Raw genomic sequence first — 17,092 nt, 5'->3', positions numbered from 1 at the left:
AAGACTAGTATGACTGAATGTTAAAATTCATCTGAAAATTTGTTAATATTCTGTAAATATGATAGGTGGCTTGATCATTAGTAGTTGAATCAAAAAGTGGTACAATAACGAATAGGAAAAATATTATTTCTATCTGGTGGGGGAATGAATGTGAATCATACAAAAACGATTGTGCCGTCTGATATAGAGATTGCACAACAGGCATCCATGAAGAAAATATTCGAAATCGCAAATGGGCTTGACATCGAAGAAGAGGAGCTCGAGCCTTACGGGAGATATAAAGCGAAGGTGTCCTTGAATATTTTAAAAAGGTTACATACGAAAGAAAACGGGAAATTGATACTGGTGACAGCCATCAATCCTACACCTGCAGGAGAAGGGAAATCCACTGTAACGGTAGGACTTGGTCAAGCCTTACATAAATTGGGCAAAAAAGCTGTCATTGCGATGAGGGAGCCTTCTTTAGGACCTACTATGGGGATGAAGGGTGGCGCCACTGGCGGGGGCTTTTCACAGGTTTTGCCGATGGAGGATATCAATCTACATTTTACAGGCGACATCCATGCCATCACGACTGCTAACAACGCTCTTGCTGCCATGATCGACAACCATATTCATCAAGGAAATCAGCTGCAGATTGATACGAGAAGAATCAGCTGGAAGCGAGTAGTAGACCTTAATGACCGCGCCTTGCGTAAGGTGGTTATCGGTCTTGGAGGACCAGTGCAGGGAGTTCCGAGAGAGGACGGATTTGATATAACGGTTGCCTCAGAGATAATGGCGGTATTCTGCCTAGCAAAAGACCTAATTGATCTAAAAGAGCGCCTATCCCGTATTGTGGTGGCATACGACATCCATAAAAAACCGATAACAGTGAAAGACCTAAATGTGGAAGGTGCACTGACACTTTTATTAAAAGATGCGCTTCAACCGAATCTGGTTCAGACATTGGAGCACACGCCAGCCATCATTCATGGTGGGCCTTTTGCAAATATCGCACATGGGTGCAATAGTGTGATCGCTACACAGATGGCTGCAAAACTTGGTGATTATGTGGTGACAGAAGCAGGATTCGGTGCAGATCTTGGCGCGGAAAAATTCCTGCACATCAAGACACCCTCGCTGGGATTCAATCCTGAGGTGGTAGTCATTGTGGCAACCATCCGTGCATTAAAAATGCATGGCGGAGTAAAGAAAGAAAACTTGAAGGAAGAGAATGTCGAAGCATTGACCAATGGTATTACCAACTTGAAAAAACATATTGAAACGATCCAAAGCTTTGGTCTTCCCTTTGTGGTCGCGCTTAATGAATTTGTAACAGATACGGAAAGGGAAGTTTCCTTCGTACTTGACTGGTGCAAAGAGCAAAACATTCCAATTTCCTTGACACAGGTGTGGGAAAAAGGCGGGGATGGTGGTGTGGCCTTGGCCGAGAATGTTTTGGAGCAAATTGAGAAAAAGCAGACCACCTTTACACCGCTGTACAAGCAAGATGATACACTTGAACAGAAACTCGAAAGTATTGCAGTAAACGTATATGGTGCAAAAGGAGTCGAGTTATTGCCTGCTGCCCAAAAGCAGCTGCAGCAGATTGAGGGGGAAGGATGGGGCAAGCTTCCTGTATGCATGGCAAAAACCCAGTACTCCCTAAGTGATGATGCGAAAAAACTTGGCAGGCCGGAGGATTTTGTCATCACCATCCGAGAGTTGAAGCCTTCTGTTGGAGCGGGTTTCATTGTCGCTTTGACAGGAACTATCATGACTATGCCTGGTCTGCCAAAGGAGCCGGCTGCGCTAAAAATGGATGTGGATGAAGAAGGCAAGGCTGCAGGTATATTCTAAAGGGGAAGGGGATGAAACGAATGTTTGATCCTACTGTATTTGATAACTTGAAAGTCATTATAGAGGGAGCGATTTATGACCTTGATCTGGATGGAGAGCTTCAGGTTGTCAATCGGCGAGATCTGGTCGACCTAGCGAACATGTCCAGACAGTTTTCCATGGATATCGCAGTTTCTGCAGAAATGCTGGGAAGGGTCGAGCTCTCCAGTGATTTGGAAAATATTTCTGGTGAACTCCTTAAAAGGCTGGACAGACCGGGATGCTCAGTGACGGTTTCTTTTTTTCAGGAAGTCAAAAGAAGCTCGATGATCAAAGAGAAATTGGAACAATGGAAGAAAGAGATGCAGGAGATATGGGGCGAAAGCTGGGAAATCGAACTTTCTTCTATTGAAACCCTTGATCCGAATCAGCCAATGAAGCTATCGGCGACCATCAGATTCGACCGTCTTTTCTACGAGGACAATATAGATGACCTAGAGGAGCTCCTCCCGTACATGATGAGCACATTGAGGTAAGCCTATTATTAGACAAAAGGAATTGGCTTCCATCATAATAAAGAAAAAAACTGAGGTGATCGGAATGTCTATTTATGAATATACTGCCAAAGATTTAAAAGGTAACGAAGTTCCTTTAAGTGAGTACAGGGACTATGTGGTTCTGATTGTGAATACGGCAAGCAAATGCGGCTTTACCCCTCAATATGAAGAGCTGGAGCAGCTATATAAGGAATACCGCGACCAGAAGTTTATGATATTGGGCTTCCCGTGTAACCAGTTTGGGAACCAGGAGCCAGGAAGTGAAGAGGATATCAATGAGTTCTGTCAGGTGAACTATGGGGTAACATTTCCGATGTTCGCAAAAGTGGATGTGAATGGGGATGATGCTCATCCATTATTCGACTACTTAAAAGATAATGCCAAAGGACTCCTGGGGTCCAAGGCTGTCAAATGGAACTTTACGAAATTTCTAGTAAACCGAAATGGGGAAGTGGTCGACAGGATTGCGTCTGCCACAAGTCCACTTAAGATGAAAAGTGATATTGAAGCATTACTATAATAATTAATTGGGATATCAACGGTCTATTTTGTTGAATACTATTACAAAAATCCTTTCCGTTATGGAAAGGATTTTTGAGTATTATTATCGAATTAATAATAATACTATTATGTCAAGAAAGGAGTAACCGTTTGAAAATCATCGATGCCCATGTGCATTTTTCAGAAATAGCAAGTTTTCATGATACCGCAAAACGCCTTTCCAATCTATCGTATTCCTATGATGGACTGCTTCAGGAATGGAGAGAGCATAATGTGATAGGCGGAGTGGCGATGGGGGTCACTGAAACAGTACATAACGGATTTCCTGATTATCAGAGCAACACCCCTATGGGATTGGATTTGGCTGCGTCCATTCCTAATAATCTGGTATATTGCCCAGGAATCAACCCTTTCAAAACGGAAGAACAAAATTTTAAAGAATTGGAGCTTGAATTACTTAGACCGGATGTTGCAGGTATCAAAATTTATCTGGGTTATTATCCAATATTTGCTTATGATGAAATCTACACTCCGGTCTATAGGCTGGCAGCAAAGTATAATGTGCCTGTGGTCTTTCATACTGGTGATACATACTCCGAACGAGGCCTGTTAAAATATTCCCATCCTCTGACGCTTGATGAAGTCGCTGTAAAGAATCGGGATGTAACGTTTGTCATGGCCCATTTCGGGGATCCCTGGGTGCTTGATGGAGCGGAAGTCGTGTATAAAAACAGGAATATGTATGCCGATCTCTCCGGTTTGATTGTTGGAACGGAAGCGGAAATCAACAGGCATAGAAGAACGCGGTTTCTGAACCATCTTCTGCATGCTCTCGATTATTGCGATCATTACGAGAAGCTGATGTTTGGAACCGATTGGCCTTTAATAGGGGTAGGGGCTTACATCGATTTCATAAAGGAGATCATTCCCGAAGAATATCATCATGATGTTTTTTATCAAACGGCACTTAAGGTTTTTCCAAAGTTAAAAAGTAATTTGATCGTTTGAAAAATAGAAAGCTGTGTTAAAGAATACGTTGATTTGCAAGGTTACTAGATGTCGATTGGAGCAATAGGCTTCACAACCGCCCAACGTTCGGTGTACCTAGTGCGGAAATAAACAGGGAGTTTAAAGTGGATACCTTATTTTCAGGGTAGCTAAAAAAAAGAGAATTTAAGGGGGAGAAGTGAAATGGAGAAGATTGCTTGGGTTACAGACAGTACGGCATTTTTGGATGATGTGCTAACTAACCATCCGGATGTTTACAGCATACCAATGGTCGTTTATTTTGAAGAGGATGAATATTTGGACGGAGTCACGCTTTCCTTGGAGGATTTTTACACTAAGTTGGAAACAAGCCAAGTTCCTCCAAAAACATCACAGCCATCTGTGGGCGCATTTGTGGAATTGTACAATAAACTTTCTGAGTCTTATGACCGAATCATTTCGGTCCACCTTTCCAGTCATTTAAGCGGAACTGTGAGTTCAAGCAAACAGGCAGGAGAAATGGTCGATATTCCTGTTCATACGGTCGATTCGAGGGTTATTTCCTTTCCCTTGTCGGCAATGCTGAAAAGAGGGGTTGAAATGCGGGAAGCAGGAACCTCTTATGAAGAGATACTCGCTCATCTGGAGGAACTGGCAAAAAAGTGTGAAATCTATGTGTTGATCGGAAGCCTCGAGCAGCTTCATAGAAGCGGAAGAATGACAGGAGTTCAGAAACTGTTAGGCAGTCTCCTTCAGATCAAACCGATCATTAAGATTGAAGATGGAAGGCTTGAAGTTTCAGAAAAAGTTAGAACCGAAAAGAAAGCGTTATCAAAGATTACAGATTATTTGAAGGAGGCCTCTGCACATTCCTCCATCAGGGAACTGTTTGTCCTGCATGGCACCAACGTTGATCAAGCTGAAGCATTAGTCAAAGAGCTGCGTGAAACCTATCCGGCGATTCCGATAAACGCCTTTCCACTATCCACGGCTATTGCTGTTCATGCAGGGGTGAATACAATCGGCATCTCTTGGTTTAACGAGTAAGTCTAGCGATAGATCAGAAGATATTGAATATCAGTTTGATTTAAAGGGTAGCCTCCAATAACCGTGTACCCAATACTGATGAAGCGGGAGAGTGTTTCCGCACAGCTGATGCTTGCAGGTTCTGACGGAGCATGATCACTTTTGGTGATGGAGAGAACCTGGTTGGTAAGAAAATTACATCGTATGAGAACTACATGTGTTCCTTGCCACGCAGTACCAATCTGTATGGGGTTATGGTAAACCATTGTTTTTACCTCCTGCGAAGCTGATTGATAGTTGAGGATATCACATTCTCACCCTTCAATTGGCTTTTTTATTGTGATTTTTTTAAGCCGCTGCCCATTAATATGTATATGTGAATAGCCATAAGCGGTGACTATTGGCGTTTGAGGTTTTTGCATTATTAGATTGAAGATAATCATGATAGAATAGTAAAAGTAGAAACCTTTAAATCAGGGGAATAAGGAGTCTGTTTTTGTGATTGATAAAATAGAGAGTTTTGTACAATCAAAATTTGAACATGATGCTAGTGGTCATGATTGGTACCATATTCAACGTGTTAGAAAACTGGCTGTACATATTGCCGACCAGGAAAAGGCGGATCGTGGATTCGTAGAGATTATTGCACTTTTGCACGATGTGTTGGATGATAAGCTGACGGGTGACAACGTTGAAGCTCAGCTTGAACTTACTGAGTTTCTCAAGGGCCTGGCACTGCCTGAGGCGCAGATACAAGAAATTCTGTACAATATTGAAAACATAGGATTCAAAGGCGGCAATGGCGTTGTTTTACCTAGCTTGGAAGGCCGGGTTGTCCAGGATGCGGATAGGCTGGATGCACTAGGTGCAATTGGTATCGCCCGTACCTTTATGTTTTCCGGTGCGAAGGGGCGTGCGATGTATGATCCTCGTATCGCGGTAAGAGATTCCATGAGCTATGAACAATACCGAAATGAGCGTTCTTCCGCAATCAATCATTTCTATGAAAAACTGTTTCTATTGAAGGATACTTTACATACCGAAACAGCAAAAAGGATTGCCGATGAGCGTCATACCTACATGGAGCAATTTGTTGATCAATTTTTGAAAGAATGGAATGAGATTTAACGATGAAAATGTTAATCGGGGAAAACCTATCTAAAACCTATGTGGAAAAAGTACTGCTCGACAATGTGTCATTCAGTATACAAGAAAAAGAAAGAGTTGGCTTGATCGGAGTGAATGGGACTGGTAAATCCACACTGCTAAAAATAATTGCAGGTCTGGAAACCTGTGACACAGGTACGATTACCACTTCAAACGACTATACGATCGGCTTTTTGTCACAAGCTCCGGAGCTTGAGGATGAGTTTACAGTGATGGAACAGATTTTCAGCAAGGATACACCTATAAATAAAACCATCAAGCAATACGAGGCATGCCTTGGGAAATTGCAGGAGGACCCAGGGAAAATCAGCCTTCACGAAGAACTTTCAAAGCAACAGCTGCTAATGGATCAACTTCAGGCTTGGGATGCAAGTGCGAATGCAAAGGCTATTCTGCACAAACTGGGAATGGATGATGTCAACATGGTCATCGGTAATCTTTCAGGTGGACAGAAAAAACGGGTCGCATTGGCACAGACATTGCTCGAGTCTGCAGATCTCCTTATATTGGATGAACCTACCAACCATCTGGACTTTGAAGCAATTGAATGGTTGGAGGATTATTTGAGCAAATACAGGGGGGCAGTCTTGCTCGTAACGCATGACCGCTATTTCCTGGACCGCGTGACGAATAAGATTTTTGAGCTGCACAATGGAGCCGTCTATTCCTACAATGGAAACTACGGCGACTACCTTGAAGCAAAAGCCATCCGAATGGAAGAATTGGAGAAGACGGAAGCAAAGCAGAAGAGCCTTTACCGTCAAGAACTGGAGTGGATGAGAAAAGGCGCCAAGGCAAGAACGACGAAGCAGAAGGCAAGAATCAAGCGATTTGAGGATCTTGATGAAAAGGTATCCTCCACTTCTTCCTCACAAGACCTCGAACTGATCACCGGTTCTCAGAGGCTTGGGAAAAAAGTGATGGAACTCGAGGGTGTCAGCCTCCATTATGGAGAGAAAGTCATTTTGGACCATGTGGATCTCCTGGTCAAGCAGAAAGACAGAATAGGGATAGTAGGGCCAAATGGTGTCGGGAAATCCAGCCTGCTGAACGTGCTTGCAGGTAGGATCCAACCGGATAGCGGTGAGCTTGATACAGGTGTGACAGTAAGAATCGGATACTATACGCAAGAGCAGGAAGAAATGAACCTCGAACAGAGAATGATAGATTATGTGAAGGAAGAAGCGGAAGTCTTAAAGAGCGAAGATGGCACTCAAACAAGCGCGTCCCAGCTTCTGGAGCGATTTCTATTTCCATCCCATTCCCATGGTACACCGATAAAAAAGCTTTCTGGGGGCGAGCGGAAAAGACTATACCTTCTTCGCATCCTTATGTCGCAGCCTAACGTACTATTTTTGGACGAACCCACCAATGATCTGGACACGGAGACATTGACCATTCTGGAGTCTTATCTTGCAGAGTTCCCAGGTGTCGTCATCACGGTATCACATGATCGCTATTTTCTCGATAAAGTGGTGCAGGAGCTTGTCATTCTCGAAGGAAGCGGAAAACTTAAACGAATCTTTGGGGAGTACTCTGATTATGTGGAAGAGCAGCTTCGCAAGCGCCAGGAAGATAAAAAAGTGGAACAGGCAGTGAAGGATAACCAGCAGAGGCAAAAGCCAAAGACCTTGAAGCTGACTTACCAGGAGCAAAAGGATTGGGAAGGAATTGAAGAGCGGATCATGGCGGTCGAAGAGAAATTGGAAGAGATTGAAGCGGAGATAGCCAAAGCCGGAAGTGACTATGAACAGGTCAGCAAATGGATGAATGCCCAGGAAGAGAATAATGAACTTCTTCAGAGTCTGATGGATAGATGGGAAGAGCTCTCAGAGAAAGTGGAGAAAATAAATTCTAAAGGATAATGTCTATTCTTTTAAATGAATAAGGCATGTATGCTACCATAGTACTATTGAATCGTGTAAAGGAGTGAACACTCGTGAGAATAAAAGCAATAGAGCCTACACCGAGTCCAAATACGATGAAGGTTATTTTGTCGGAGGAGCTACCGGCAGGTGCCAGAAACAATTATACAAAAGAAAATTCCTCTCAGGCACCGGATATCATCCAGTCGATATTGGAAGTGGAAGGCGTAAAGGGAGTTTACCATGTTTCAGATTTCCTGGCGGTTGAACGAAATGCCCGCTATGACTGGAAAGTGATTCTGGCAGATGTGAGGAGCGCCTTTGGTGAAACGGAAGAGGACCGTGCAGAATCAGGTGAAACACCTCTTAGCGGGTTCGGAGAAGTGAAAGTTTTTATCCAGATGTTCCAGGGCATTCCCATGCAAGTGAAGTTGACAGACGGGGAAGTGGAAAAACGCGTCGGCCTTCCCGAGCGTTTCATGAATGCAGTCCTGACTGCGCAAAAAAATCAGGACAATGTTGTCTTGGAGCGGGAATGGAAAGAGCATGGAATCCGATACGGCGACCTTGAAGCCGTAGGGAATGAGATTGTGGAGGAAATTGCAGCAACCTATTCGGAGGAAAGACTTCAGAGCATGTCGGAAAAATCGGCATCAGGTGAAAAGCAGTCGAATATAAAGCAGAAACAAAGATACAAAGTGACATTGGAGATGCTTGATAATCCCGACTGGTCCGAGCGATTTGCAGCCCTTGATCAGATGGATCCGACAGAAGGGGATATCCCGGTATTGGCTAAAGCCCTGGAGGATGAGAAAGGTTCTATTCGCAGGCTGGCAACCGTATACTTCGGTATGCTGGAAGACTCTGATATATTACCTTATTTGTATAGAGCGTTGAAGGACAAATCTGTAACAGTAAGAAGAACTGCGGGTGATTGCCTTTCCGATCTTGGAGATCCAGCAGCAATGTCTGCCATGATGGAAGGTTTAAAGGATAAAAATAAGCTTGTCCGATGGCGTGCAGCGATGTTTCTATTTGAGGTCGGAGATGAAAGAGCATTGCCGGCCCTGCGTGCAGCAGAGGACGATCCAGAGTTTGAGGTCAGCATGCAAGTGAAAATGGCGATTCAACGCATTGAAGGCGGAGAAGAAGCAAAAGGTTCCGTCTGGAAACAAATGACAGAACGAAACAAATAAAAGGGGGACCAAATCATGTCGATGGCATATGAAGATTATATGAGACAATTAGTAAAACCGATGAGAGATGAATTGACGAGAGCAGGATTTAAGGAGCTGACTACAGGGGAAGAGGTGGAATCTTTCTTTGATAAAGTGGAAGGTACGACATTAGTTGTTGTCAATTCAGTATGTGGCTGTGCAGCAGGCCTGGCGCGTCCAGCAGCCACTCAATCTGTACTGCAGGCAGAGAATGCCCCTGATCATCTCGTGACCGTTTTTGCTGGTCAAGATAAAGAAGCAACGGAGAAAATGCGTGGGATTTTCGGCGATATCCCACCTTCGTCCCCTTCCATGGCAATCATGAAAGGGAATGAAGTGGTCCATTTTATTCACCGTCATGATATCGAAGCGAACACGATGGAAAATATTATGACCAATCTTCAAGGTGCTTTTCATCAATATTGCAAGTAAGTTTGGAAAGAATGGTGTGCGCTTTTAAGTGCACACCATTTGTTTATGGAAAATCAAAAGCAGGTGACAATGAAAAATGATCGTAACCACCGCAGGCAGAACAAATGCCCAGATGATCCAAACCGCCCGTCGCGTTGCATTGGAATTGAATCTGCCATACATAGAACGAAACAAAAAATCCATCGAGCTTTTACAGATTAAATATAAAACGGATGTTTTAGTCATTGGGAAAGACAAAATCGAATGGTTCGTATTTGGTACGGGCGTGCCTGTATTTTTTCACCCGAACAGTGCGGCTTTTCGGGCAAAGCGATGGCTTTCCGGAGAAGTCGAACCGTTTCTTCAGGCAACCACACTTAAGGAAGGGATGTCTTTTCTGGATTGTACATTAGGCCTTGCGTCCGACAGCATCATGGCAAGTATAGCGACGGGACCTGCGGGTAAAGTAACAGGCATCGAAGCGAACAAGCTGTTAGCTTATATTGTAAGTACGGGCCTAAAGACTTGGGAAATGCAAAATAAGGAAACGGAACAATCAATGAGACGAATCGAGGTTGTCCAAGGAAATCATGATGATATTCTTCACACACTTCCTGACGATTTCTTTGATGTTGTGTATTTCGATCCAATGTTTGAAAGGGAAATAGAGGAATCGACCGGTATCCTTTCAATAAGGAATGTCGCTCACTATGGAGACCTGACTGAGAGCACGGTGGAAGAGGCAAAAAGAGTCGCAAGAAAAAGAGTGGTGTTAAAGGACCATTGGCAAAGTGACCGTTTTGACCGTTTGGGGTTTACGAGAATGGTTCGAAAATCATCCAAATTCCATTATGGCTATTGGGAGAAAAAAACCTGATTTGGGACAAACTATTGAAGATTTCACACAATATTATTAGGAGGTCTTCAATATTATGGGTGGAAAAAGAAAAAAGCCTGGCAAAGTGGGGTTACCCTCTTCTCAAGTGGAGGGACAGGGGACAACAACTACTGAAATCGATGGTAAGTCCTTGAGCTCCAGCAGAAAAAGCACGAAAAGAAACTAAAAAGAAACTCGTGTTGGAGTGAACCCACACGAGTTTCTTTTTAGATTAGTCTGTAATACATAAATAAGTTAAATATCCCAATGTTAAAAATGAGCTTACGATCAATAGAACCTCATACATGTATAAAACCTCCATTATGTACTATTCACACTTATTAACTAAGCGGTTATACAAGGATAACGCTATTCTTAATATTAACAAAAAAAGCTAAATAAATGAACAAAAAATATCGAAATTGAAGGACCAATTAAATTTTTGTTGCTAATACTGTAAGCTATGTGCGTAAAGTTACATTCTTCTTTTTAAAAAAGAGGCTCTTTACGTAAAGATTGTTGTTTTAAGTATAGGGGCTGGGCTAAGGATAAGGTGTCAACATTAAACTCCCTGTTGGTCTCCGTTCCAGGTGTTCGCTTTCCGCGGGCGGCCTCTCGGGAGCCTCCTCGGCGCTTTGCGCCTGTGGGGTCTTCCTTGACACGCTGCTCCCGCAGGAGTCTCACACCTTGCACTCCAACCAACAGGGATGAATCGAAGTATAAAATTTGCTTTCCTAAAGTTTGAAAAATTTGTTTCTTTTATTCATTTCAGTAGAGCAAATAGTGTTAAAAAACTGAGTTGATTGTAGCGGAGGACACTTGACTCCTGCGGGAGAGTAGAGGGCATGGGAGACCCCACAGGCGAAGCCGAGGAGGCTCCCATCCGTCCCCGCGGAAAGCAAGTGTACGGAGCGGAAATCAACGGGCTACATTTGGTGCTTACATTTTATCTATATAGCAACAATGTACGAGAAAAGAACCTTAAAAAAACAAAGTTAAATAGATATAATTTTCTTACTTTTATGATATACTAGATTTACAAAAATTATGGTGTACATAAAAGAAAGGGAGTTTCCCATGCCGAAATGGTTGAAGAAGTCGTTAGTGGTCCTTATTACTGCGTTGACATTCGGTACTGTTTCACCTCCTGCCTATTTATTCGCGGACGACAATTCCGATGATTCCAATTTCAGTGATATAAAGAGCAGGGAATCTGATAGTTTTTCCTCAGGATTATATCATTCTCTCAAACCGGAGCTTTCAAAAGAGCAGTTTCTATTCCAAGCACTAGAGCAAGCGGAAGTTCAAAGCTTTACAAAATTCGGTTCCCGTATCGGGCCGAAAATTGAAGATGAATTCAAGGATGTGATCCTCCCGAAAATGGAGGAAGTTATCAGCACGCTCGCTTTTCAGCATCCTGAAGAAGATTTAAGCAACCTAATAATTTCAGAGTCCCCGGCCGGTGGAGATGGTGAAAAAATCTTTCACATCTATCATAAAGTGTCGGGTCAGGATATGATCCGGTTTCATGTAAGAAAGGACAACCCTCCAAAAGAAGGGTATTGGTTCAATTTCCATTACCATACCCACCATGACCAATTCCAGAACCATCATGCGTTAGGGTCCATTTTCTGGGCAAAAAACATGCCGCCCAAGTGGCTGAGCTAAAAAGAGAGAATGAGGGGTCTGAATGAGAAAATACACACTGCAGCAAATGAGAGAAACGGCAAAGAAAATGCTGGAAGATCGTGGTGTCACTATCCGGGATATAGCAGAGATTGTATTGCTCCTTCAACAAAGATACATTGTCGATGTGACGCTTGAGGATTGCATCCACAATGTAGAGAAGGTGCTTGAGAAAAGGGAAATCGTCCATGCAGTTCTTACCGGAATTTCACTAGACATCCTGGCTGAGCAGAAGCTCCTTCCCGAGCCATTGCAGTATTTGGTGGAGACTGATGAGCCATTATACGGGATCGATGAAATCATCCCTCTATCCATTGTCAATGTGTATGGATCGATCGGCTTGACGAATTTCGGTTATCTCGATAAAGAGAAATTCGGTATCATCAAGAAGCTGGATGAACACGAAGGGGAAGAAGTGCACACATTCATGGATGACATTGTCTGTGCACTTGCCGCAGCAGCAGCAAGCAGAATAGCGCATCGTACAAGGGACATTCAAGAAGCAGCATTAAATAAAGAGGAAATTATCGTTTAAGTATAAAACAAGAGGCTGTCCAGCAAGTCAGTTTTACATGACTTGCTGGACAGCCTTTTTTGTATTGTAGGTAAATCTTATTGAGTTGTTCATTAGAAGTGTTCTAATAATTAGGTGATCCAAAATTGGAAATATTTAATTACCCATTTCCATTCATTGTTAAACCTTTTTAGCAAAAATCACATCTCAATTAATGGTTTAGATGTTATAATAGAAACATATTATACGATAATGTGAATTTTCAAACAATACATAACATCCTAGACGAACATCATCAGAAGGAGAGGGAAAATGAGCCGACGTTTTTTAGCCATTGGACTTTTATTAGTTTTTACGATTATTCCGGTTTATTGGAAGGCATACGCCAGTTTGGATGCTATTTCCTTAAAAAACTATCATTCTACTACATTTAATTCTCATCTCGGAGAAATACAAAATAGAGAACTTATTGAGAAGCTGGTATATGTACCATCAAGGGAATTTGCCGAAAAAGAGGCGGCGTCCATGGTGTCCCGATTATCTCACATTCCCGGAAGCATTCTCAGCATATTGGTCCAGCAGAATATCCATCTATATTTATTTACTGGCAGTTTGACAGAAGTGCAGGGCTTTGAACATCTTCATGGAGTCAAGCCAAGAGGCTATAGCGTAAAAGGTTCGACCTGGGAGGAAGTTCCGGGGGTGGGCGGTTCCAAGCTGGTCTTGGCTAAAATAGGTCATAGCAATAAAGGAATGGGTCATGGATCAGTCAATCTTGAGCTGCATGAATTGGCGCATTCCGTTGACCGATATGTGCTTGGGAATGTAAATATGAACCAAACCTTTTTGACCATCTGGAAGGAGGAAGCATCCCAGCTTTTTCCTGGTAAAGACTATTTTCTACATTTTCCGGAGGAGTATTTTGCTGAAACGTTCGCCATGTATTATTTGAACGAAACCTCCAAACTGGAAATTGCAATGAAAGCACCAAAGACATTTCTATTCCTGGAGAATCTAGAGAACTCTCCAATAACGAGAGGGAATTTGCTGGGGCTTCGATCACAGTGAGCATTTCATGATGAAATGCTCTTTTTTCGTTATCAATATGGTAGAATAGAATCGTCGACTATAGCTGAAGAGGTGAATAGAATGAAACAATACTTAGATCTTTGTAGACATATTTTACATAACGGAACAAAAAAAGAAGATAGGACAGGGACTGGCACGATCAGTACTTTCGGTTATCAGATGCGTTACGATCTTGCAGAAGGCTTTCCGGTTGTAACGACCAAAAAGTTGCACCTGAAATCCATCATCCATGAACTGCTCTGGTTTCTAAGCGGTGATACGAACATCAAGTACCTTCAGGACAATGGTGTTCGCATCTGGAACGAGTGGGCCGATGAAAACGGCGATCTTGGGCCTGTTTACGGCTATCAGTGGAGATCCTGGCCAACACCTGACGGGAAGAGCATAGACCAGATCACAAATGTGGTGGAACAGATAAAGAACAATCCGGATTCAAGAAGGCTGATCGTATCGGCTTGGAATGTGGCGAATGTGGATTCCATGGCATTGCCCCCATGCCACACCATGTTCCAATTCTATGTTGCCGATGGTAAGCTGTCCTGCCAGCTATACCAGCGCTCTGCCGATGTTTTCCTAGGTGTCCCATTTAACATCGCATCCTATGCATTATTAACCATGATGGTCGCCCAAGTTTGCGATTTGGAGCCTGGAGAGTTTATCCATACCCTGGGGGATGCTCATATCTATACAAACCATTTAGACCAGGTAGAATTGCAGCTTGGCAGAGAACCGAAAGATCTGCCTACAATGGAAATCAACAAAGAGGTGAAATCCCTTTTTGACTTCACCTATGAAGACTTTAATTTGGTAGGTTATGATCCGCACCCAGCGATCAAAGGAGTGGTCAGTGTATGATATCCATGATCGTTGCGACAGACAGAAATGGTCTGATAGGAAAGGACAATGATATGCCATGGAGATTGCCCGAGGATCTGTCTTATTTCAAAAGGATTACAACAGGTTCAACAGTGGTGATGGGGAGAAATACTTTTGAATCCATTGGTAAGCCTCTCCCCAATAGAAAAAACATCATACTCACAAGAAATAGTGACTACCATGTTGAGGGTTGCAAAACATTATCCTCCATCGAGGCACTTAAAGAGATGGATCAAACAGAAGAGGAAATTTTCGTAATTGGCGGGGCCAATATCTACAAACAGGCCATGCCGTTTACAGAAAAACTTTACCTTACATATATTGACGAGGAATTCGCGGGGGATACCTATTTCCCTGAAATCGAAGAAAGTGAATGGAAGCTGGTTTCAGAAGAAAAGGGAGTAAAGAATGAAAAAAACCCTTTTGACTACTTTTTCAGGGTTTATAAGCGAAGACATTAGAGTTGTAATGATTAGGGAGAGAATGAAATGCTACGTACGTTATGGTGGTTCGCCTACTTTTTCGGCTATTTGATTTATAGCTTGCCGACAATAGAAAAAGTAAAAAGGTTGGACCCTTCCATGCCAGTGGAAGAGAGAGATACAATTATTCACGAAAAGCCGAAGCATTGGGCAAAAAGCCTTGTGAACATTACTGGATCAAATATACAAGTGATAGGAGAAGAGAAAGTTCCGAGTGGGCCAGTGCTGTTTGTAAGCAATCACCAAGGAAACTTCGACGTCCCGATCCTTATCGGATTCCTTCAAAAGCCACTTGGTTTCATTTCCAAAGTTGAAGTGAAAAAGATTCCTTTCATCCCAAGATGGATGGAATCGATGAATTGCGTATTTATCGATCGCAAGGATAGAAGAAAAGCCATCCTCTCCATCAGGGAGGGCATTGCAACATTGAAAGAGGGACATTCGCTCGTTATCTTCCCTGAAGGAACAAGAAGCAAGGGGAATGAGATGGGGGAATTCAAAAAAGGGGGACTGAAACTCGCAACAGAAAGCAGAGTACCAGTTGTTCCTGTTACCATCTCCGGTTCCTATAACATCATGGAAAAGAGCAAGTTCGGTTTTCAACCAGCAAATGTAACAGTAACCATCAGCGACCCGATCTACATCCCATCAGAAGGAAAAGTCGATGGAACCGAACTTGGTATCGAAATACAAAATAGAATTAAGGAACATTTATAAGTAAAAAACTATCAATGTTTTTAAACATCCAGCAAGGTCACTACTGCAATCAGTTAGTGGCTTTTGTTCTATTTATGTATAGGAGAGAATGAACAAGGGGGAATATGGGAGTATGTTGAAATTGATTAAGAATGTTCAAGTTTATGCACCAGAAAATCTAGGCAGGAAAGATGTTCTTTTGATTGGAGATAAGATAGGGGCCATCGAAGATGAAATAACGCTCCAGACCAATCTTCAAAATATTGAGCTGATTGATGGAAAGGGACAATTCCTGGTTCCGGGATTCATAGACGCCCATGTTCATATTACAGGTGGTGGCGGAGAAGGCAGTTATCATACCAGAACTCCTGAACTGATGCTTACTGACGCAACAACTTCTGGCATCACAACACTTGTCGGTGTCCTAGGAACAGATGGGACCACCAGAACGATGGCAAGCCTGATTGCCAAGGCGCGTGCTCTCGAGGAGGAAGGCATTTCGTGCTATGTACATACAGGGTCTTATCAGGTTCCCGTCAAAACCCTGACCGATACCATCGAGAATGATCTTATTCTTATAGATAAAATCATAGGTGTCGGGGAAATTGCCATAGCGGATCATCGTTCCTCACAGCCTACCATGGAGGAGATGGCGAAAATAGCTGCCAGTGCCAGGGTGGGAGGTATGTTATCAGGTAAGGGTGGCATCGTCAATATTCATGTAGGGGATAGCAGCGCATTGCTGTCCCTCATTGAGAAAGTAGTCGAAGAAACGGATATACCGATAACACAGTTCTATCCGACACATATTAATCGAAATCAAGCCTTATTTGAAGCAGGCATTCATTTTGCCAAAAATGGAGGGTATGTAGATTTTACAACCAGTACTGTTCAAAGATTCCTTGATCAGGGGGAAGTCCGTTGCAGCACAGGCCTAAAAAAGATGCTGGAGGCAGGTGTGCCGATTCAAAACATTACATTCACGTCAGACGGACAAGCAAGCCTCCCGGAATTCAATGGTCACGGGGAGCTTGTCGGATTGCAGGTGGGTAAAGTGCGTACTCTATTTCAAGCAGTAAGAGAGGCAATCCTCGAAGAAGGCATTCCGCTTGATATCGCAATAAAGGTCATCACAGAGAATCCGGCAAGGATTTTGAAGCTAGCCCAAAAAGGGACGGTATCCACAGGGAAGGATGCTGATCTTGTAATGCTGGATCCACAAAATCTGACGATACAAACTGTGTTTGCAAAGGGTAAGATGATGGTCCAACAGGAGATGGCAATCGTTAAGGGTACCTTTGAAGAGTAAAGGAGGGTTTC

At 43.0% G+C, this 17,092-nt stretch carries 19 protein-coding genes; 18 read left to right on the top strand and 1 reads right to left on the bottom strand.

Annotated features, from left to right (window positions below; all coding sequences use genetic code 11):
- Positions 1–144 precede the first annotated feature (144 nt).
- From ACFVAD_RS09255 to ACFVAD_RS09235, 5 genes are all read left to right on the top strand, one after another.
- Complete coding sequence (locus tag ACFVAD_RS09255; protein WP_386638563.1) at positions 145–1,842, top strand: formate--tetrahydrofolate ligase; 1,698 nt, start codon at positions 145–147, stop codon at positions 1,840–1,842.
- Between the two features lie 11 nt (positions 1,843–1,853).
- Entirely contained in the window at positions 1,854–2,357 is a 504-nt protein-coding gene (locus ACFVAD_RS09250) for a hypothetical protein (protein ID WP_386638560.1), read from the top strand.
- A 64-nt stretch (positions 2,358–2,421) separates the two neighbouring features.
- Positions 2,422–2,898 (top strand): glutathione peroxidase, encoded by a 477-nt coding sequence (locus ACFVAD_RS09245; protein ID WP_386638557.1) that lies wholly within the window; start codon positions 2,422–2,424, stop codon positions 2,896–2,898.
- Between the two features lie 131 nt (positions 2,899–3,029).
- Positions 3,030–3,887, top strand: coding sequence for an amidohydrolase family protein (locus ACFVAD_RS09240; protein WP_386638555.1), 858 nt, complete (start codon positions 3,030–3,032; stop codon positions 3,885–3,887).
- Positions 3,888–4,070: 183 nt separating this feature from the next.
- Positions 4,071–4,913: a DegV family protein gene (locus ACFVAD_RS09235; protein ID WP_386638553.1), complete on the top strand. Its 843-nt coding sequence runs from the start codon at positions 4,071–4,073 to the stop codon at positions 4,911–4,913.
- A 2-nt stretch (positions 4,914–4,915) separates the two neighbouring features.
- On the opposite strand, the gene ACFVAD_RS09230 is transcribed toward ACFVAD_RS09235, so the two are convergent.
- On the bottom strand, positions 4,916–5,158 hold the full coding sequence (locus tag ACFVAD_RS09230; protein ID WP_386638551.1) for a hypothetical protein: 243 nt from the start codon (positions 5,156–5,158) through the stop codon (positions 4,916–4,918).
- Between the two features lie 232 nt (positions 5,159–5,390).
- On the opposite strand from ACFVAD_RS09230, the gene ACFVAD_RS09225 reads away from it, so the two are divergent.
- The 13 genes from ACFVAD_RS09225 (at position 5,391) to iadA (ending at position 17,081) form a co-directional block, all read left to right on the top strand.
- Entirely contained in the window at positions 5,391–6,020 is a 630-nt protein-coding gene (locus ACFVAD_RS09225) for an HD domain-containing protein (RefSeq protein ID WP_386638549.1), read from the top strand.
- A gap of 2 nt (positions 6,021–6,022) precedes the next feature.
- Positions 6,023–7,924 carry an ABC-F family ATP-binding cassette domain-containing protein gene (locus tag ACFVAD_RS09220; protein ID WP_386638546.1) on the top strand — a complete coding sequence of 634 codons (1,902 nt, stop codon included), beginning with the start codon at positions 6,023–6,025 and terminating at the stop codon, positions 7,922–7,924.
- A gap of 74 nt (positions 7,925–7,998) precedes the next feature.
- On the top strand, positions 7,999–9,120 hold the full coding sequence (locus ACFVAD_RS09215) for a conserved virulence factor C family protein (RefSeq protein WP_386638543.1): 1,122 nt from the start codon (positions 7,999–8,001) through the stop codon (positions 9,118–9,120).
- 15 nt (positions 9,121–9,135) lie between these two features.
- Positions 9,136–9,573 (top strand): BrxA/BrxB family bacilliredoxin, encoded by a 438-nt coding sequence (locus tag ACFVAD_RS09210; protein WP_386638540.1) that lies wholly within the window; start codon positions 9,136–9,138, stop codon positions 9,571–9,573.
- 76 nt (positions 9,574–9,649) lie between these two features.
- Complete coding sequence (locus ACFVAD_RS09205) at positions 9,650–10,429, top strand: class I SAM-dependent methyltransferase (protein ID WP_386638538.1); 780 nt, start codon at positions 9,650–9,652, stop codon at positions 10,427–10,429.
- Between the two features lie 55 nt (positions 10,430–10,484).
- Positions 10,485–10,616 carry a YuzL family protein gene (locus ACFVAD_RS09200; RefSeq protein ID WP_386638536.1) on the top strand — a complete coding sequence of 44 codons (132 nt, stop codon included), beginning with the start codon at positions 10,485–10,487 and terminating at the stop codon, positions 10,614–10,616.
- A gap of 890 nt (positions 10,617–11,506) precedes the next feature.
- Complete coding sequence (locus tag ACFVAD_RS09195; RefSeq protein ID WP_386638533.1) at positions 11,507–12,097, top strand: YpjP family protein; 591 nt, start codon at positions 11,507–11,509, stop codon at positions 12,095–12,097.
- A 22-nt stretch (positions 12,098–12,119) separates the two neighbouring features.
- On the top strand, positions 12,120–12,650 hold the full coding sequence (locus tag ACFVAD_RS09190) for a phosphatidylglycerophosphatase A family protein (RefSeq protein WP_386638530.1): 531 nt from the start codon (positions 12,120–12,122) through the stop codon (positions 12,648–12,650).
- 291 nt (positions 12,651–12,941) lie between these two features.
- Entirely contained in the window at positions 12,942–13,697 is a 756-nt protein-coding gene (locus ACFVAD_RS09185) for an anthrax toxin lethal factor-related metalloendopeptidase (protein WP_386638528.1), read from the top strand.
- Positions 13,698–13,778: 81 nt separating this feature from the next.
- The gene (locus ACFVAD_RS09180) at positions 13,779–14,573 is read left to right on the top strand and encodes a thymidylate synthase (protein ID WP_386638525.1); all 795 of its coding nucleotides are present in this window, start codon (positions 13,779–13,781) and stop codon (positions 14,571–14,573) included.
- Positions 14,570–15,055 carry a dihydrofolate reductase gene (locus ACFVAD_RS09175; protein ID WP_386638523.1) on the top strand — a complete coding sequence of 162 codons (486 nt, stop codon included), beginning with the start codon at positions 14,570–14,572 and terminating at the stop codon, positions 15,053–15,055. Before ACFVAD_RS09180 ends, ACFVAD_RS09175 begins: the two co-directional genes overlap by 4 nt.
- Positions 15,056–15,082: 27 nt before the next feature.
- Positions 15,083–15,793 carry a lysophospholipid acyltransferase family protein gene (locus ACFVAD_RS09170; protein WP_386638520.1) on the top strand — a complete coding sequence of 237 codons (711 nt, stop codon included), beginning with the start codon at positions 15,083–15,085 and terminating at the stop codon, positions 15,791–15,793.
- A gap of 112 nt (positions 15,794–15,905) precedes the next feature.
- The gene (gene iadA / locus ACFVAD_RS09165) at positions 15,906–17,081 is read left to right on the top strand and encodes a beta-aspartyl-peptidase (protein WP_386638517.1); all 1,176 of its coding nucleotides are present in this window, start codon (positions 15,906–15,908) and stop codon (positions 17,079–17,081) included.
- Positions 17,082–17,092 lie beyond the last annotated feature (11 nt).

Origin of the sequence: Sutcliffiella sp. NPDC057660 (genome assembly GCF_042800035.1) — a bacterium.
Classification (GTDB): domain Bacteria; phylum Bacillota; class Bacilli; order Bacillales; family Bacillaceae_I; genus Sutcliffiella_A.
The sequence above is the reverse complement of the archived record's forward strand: the minus strand, read 5'-3'. Positions and strand labels throughout refer to the sequence as shown.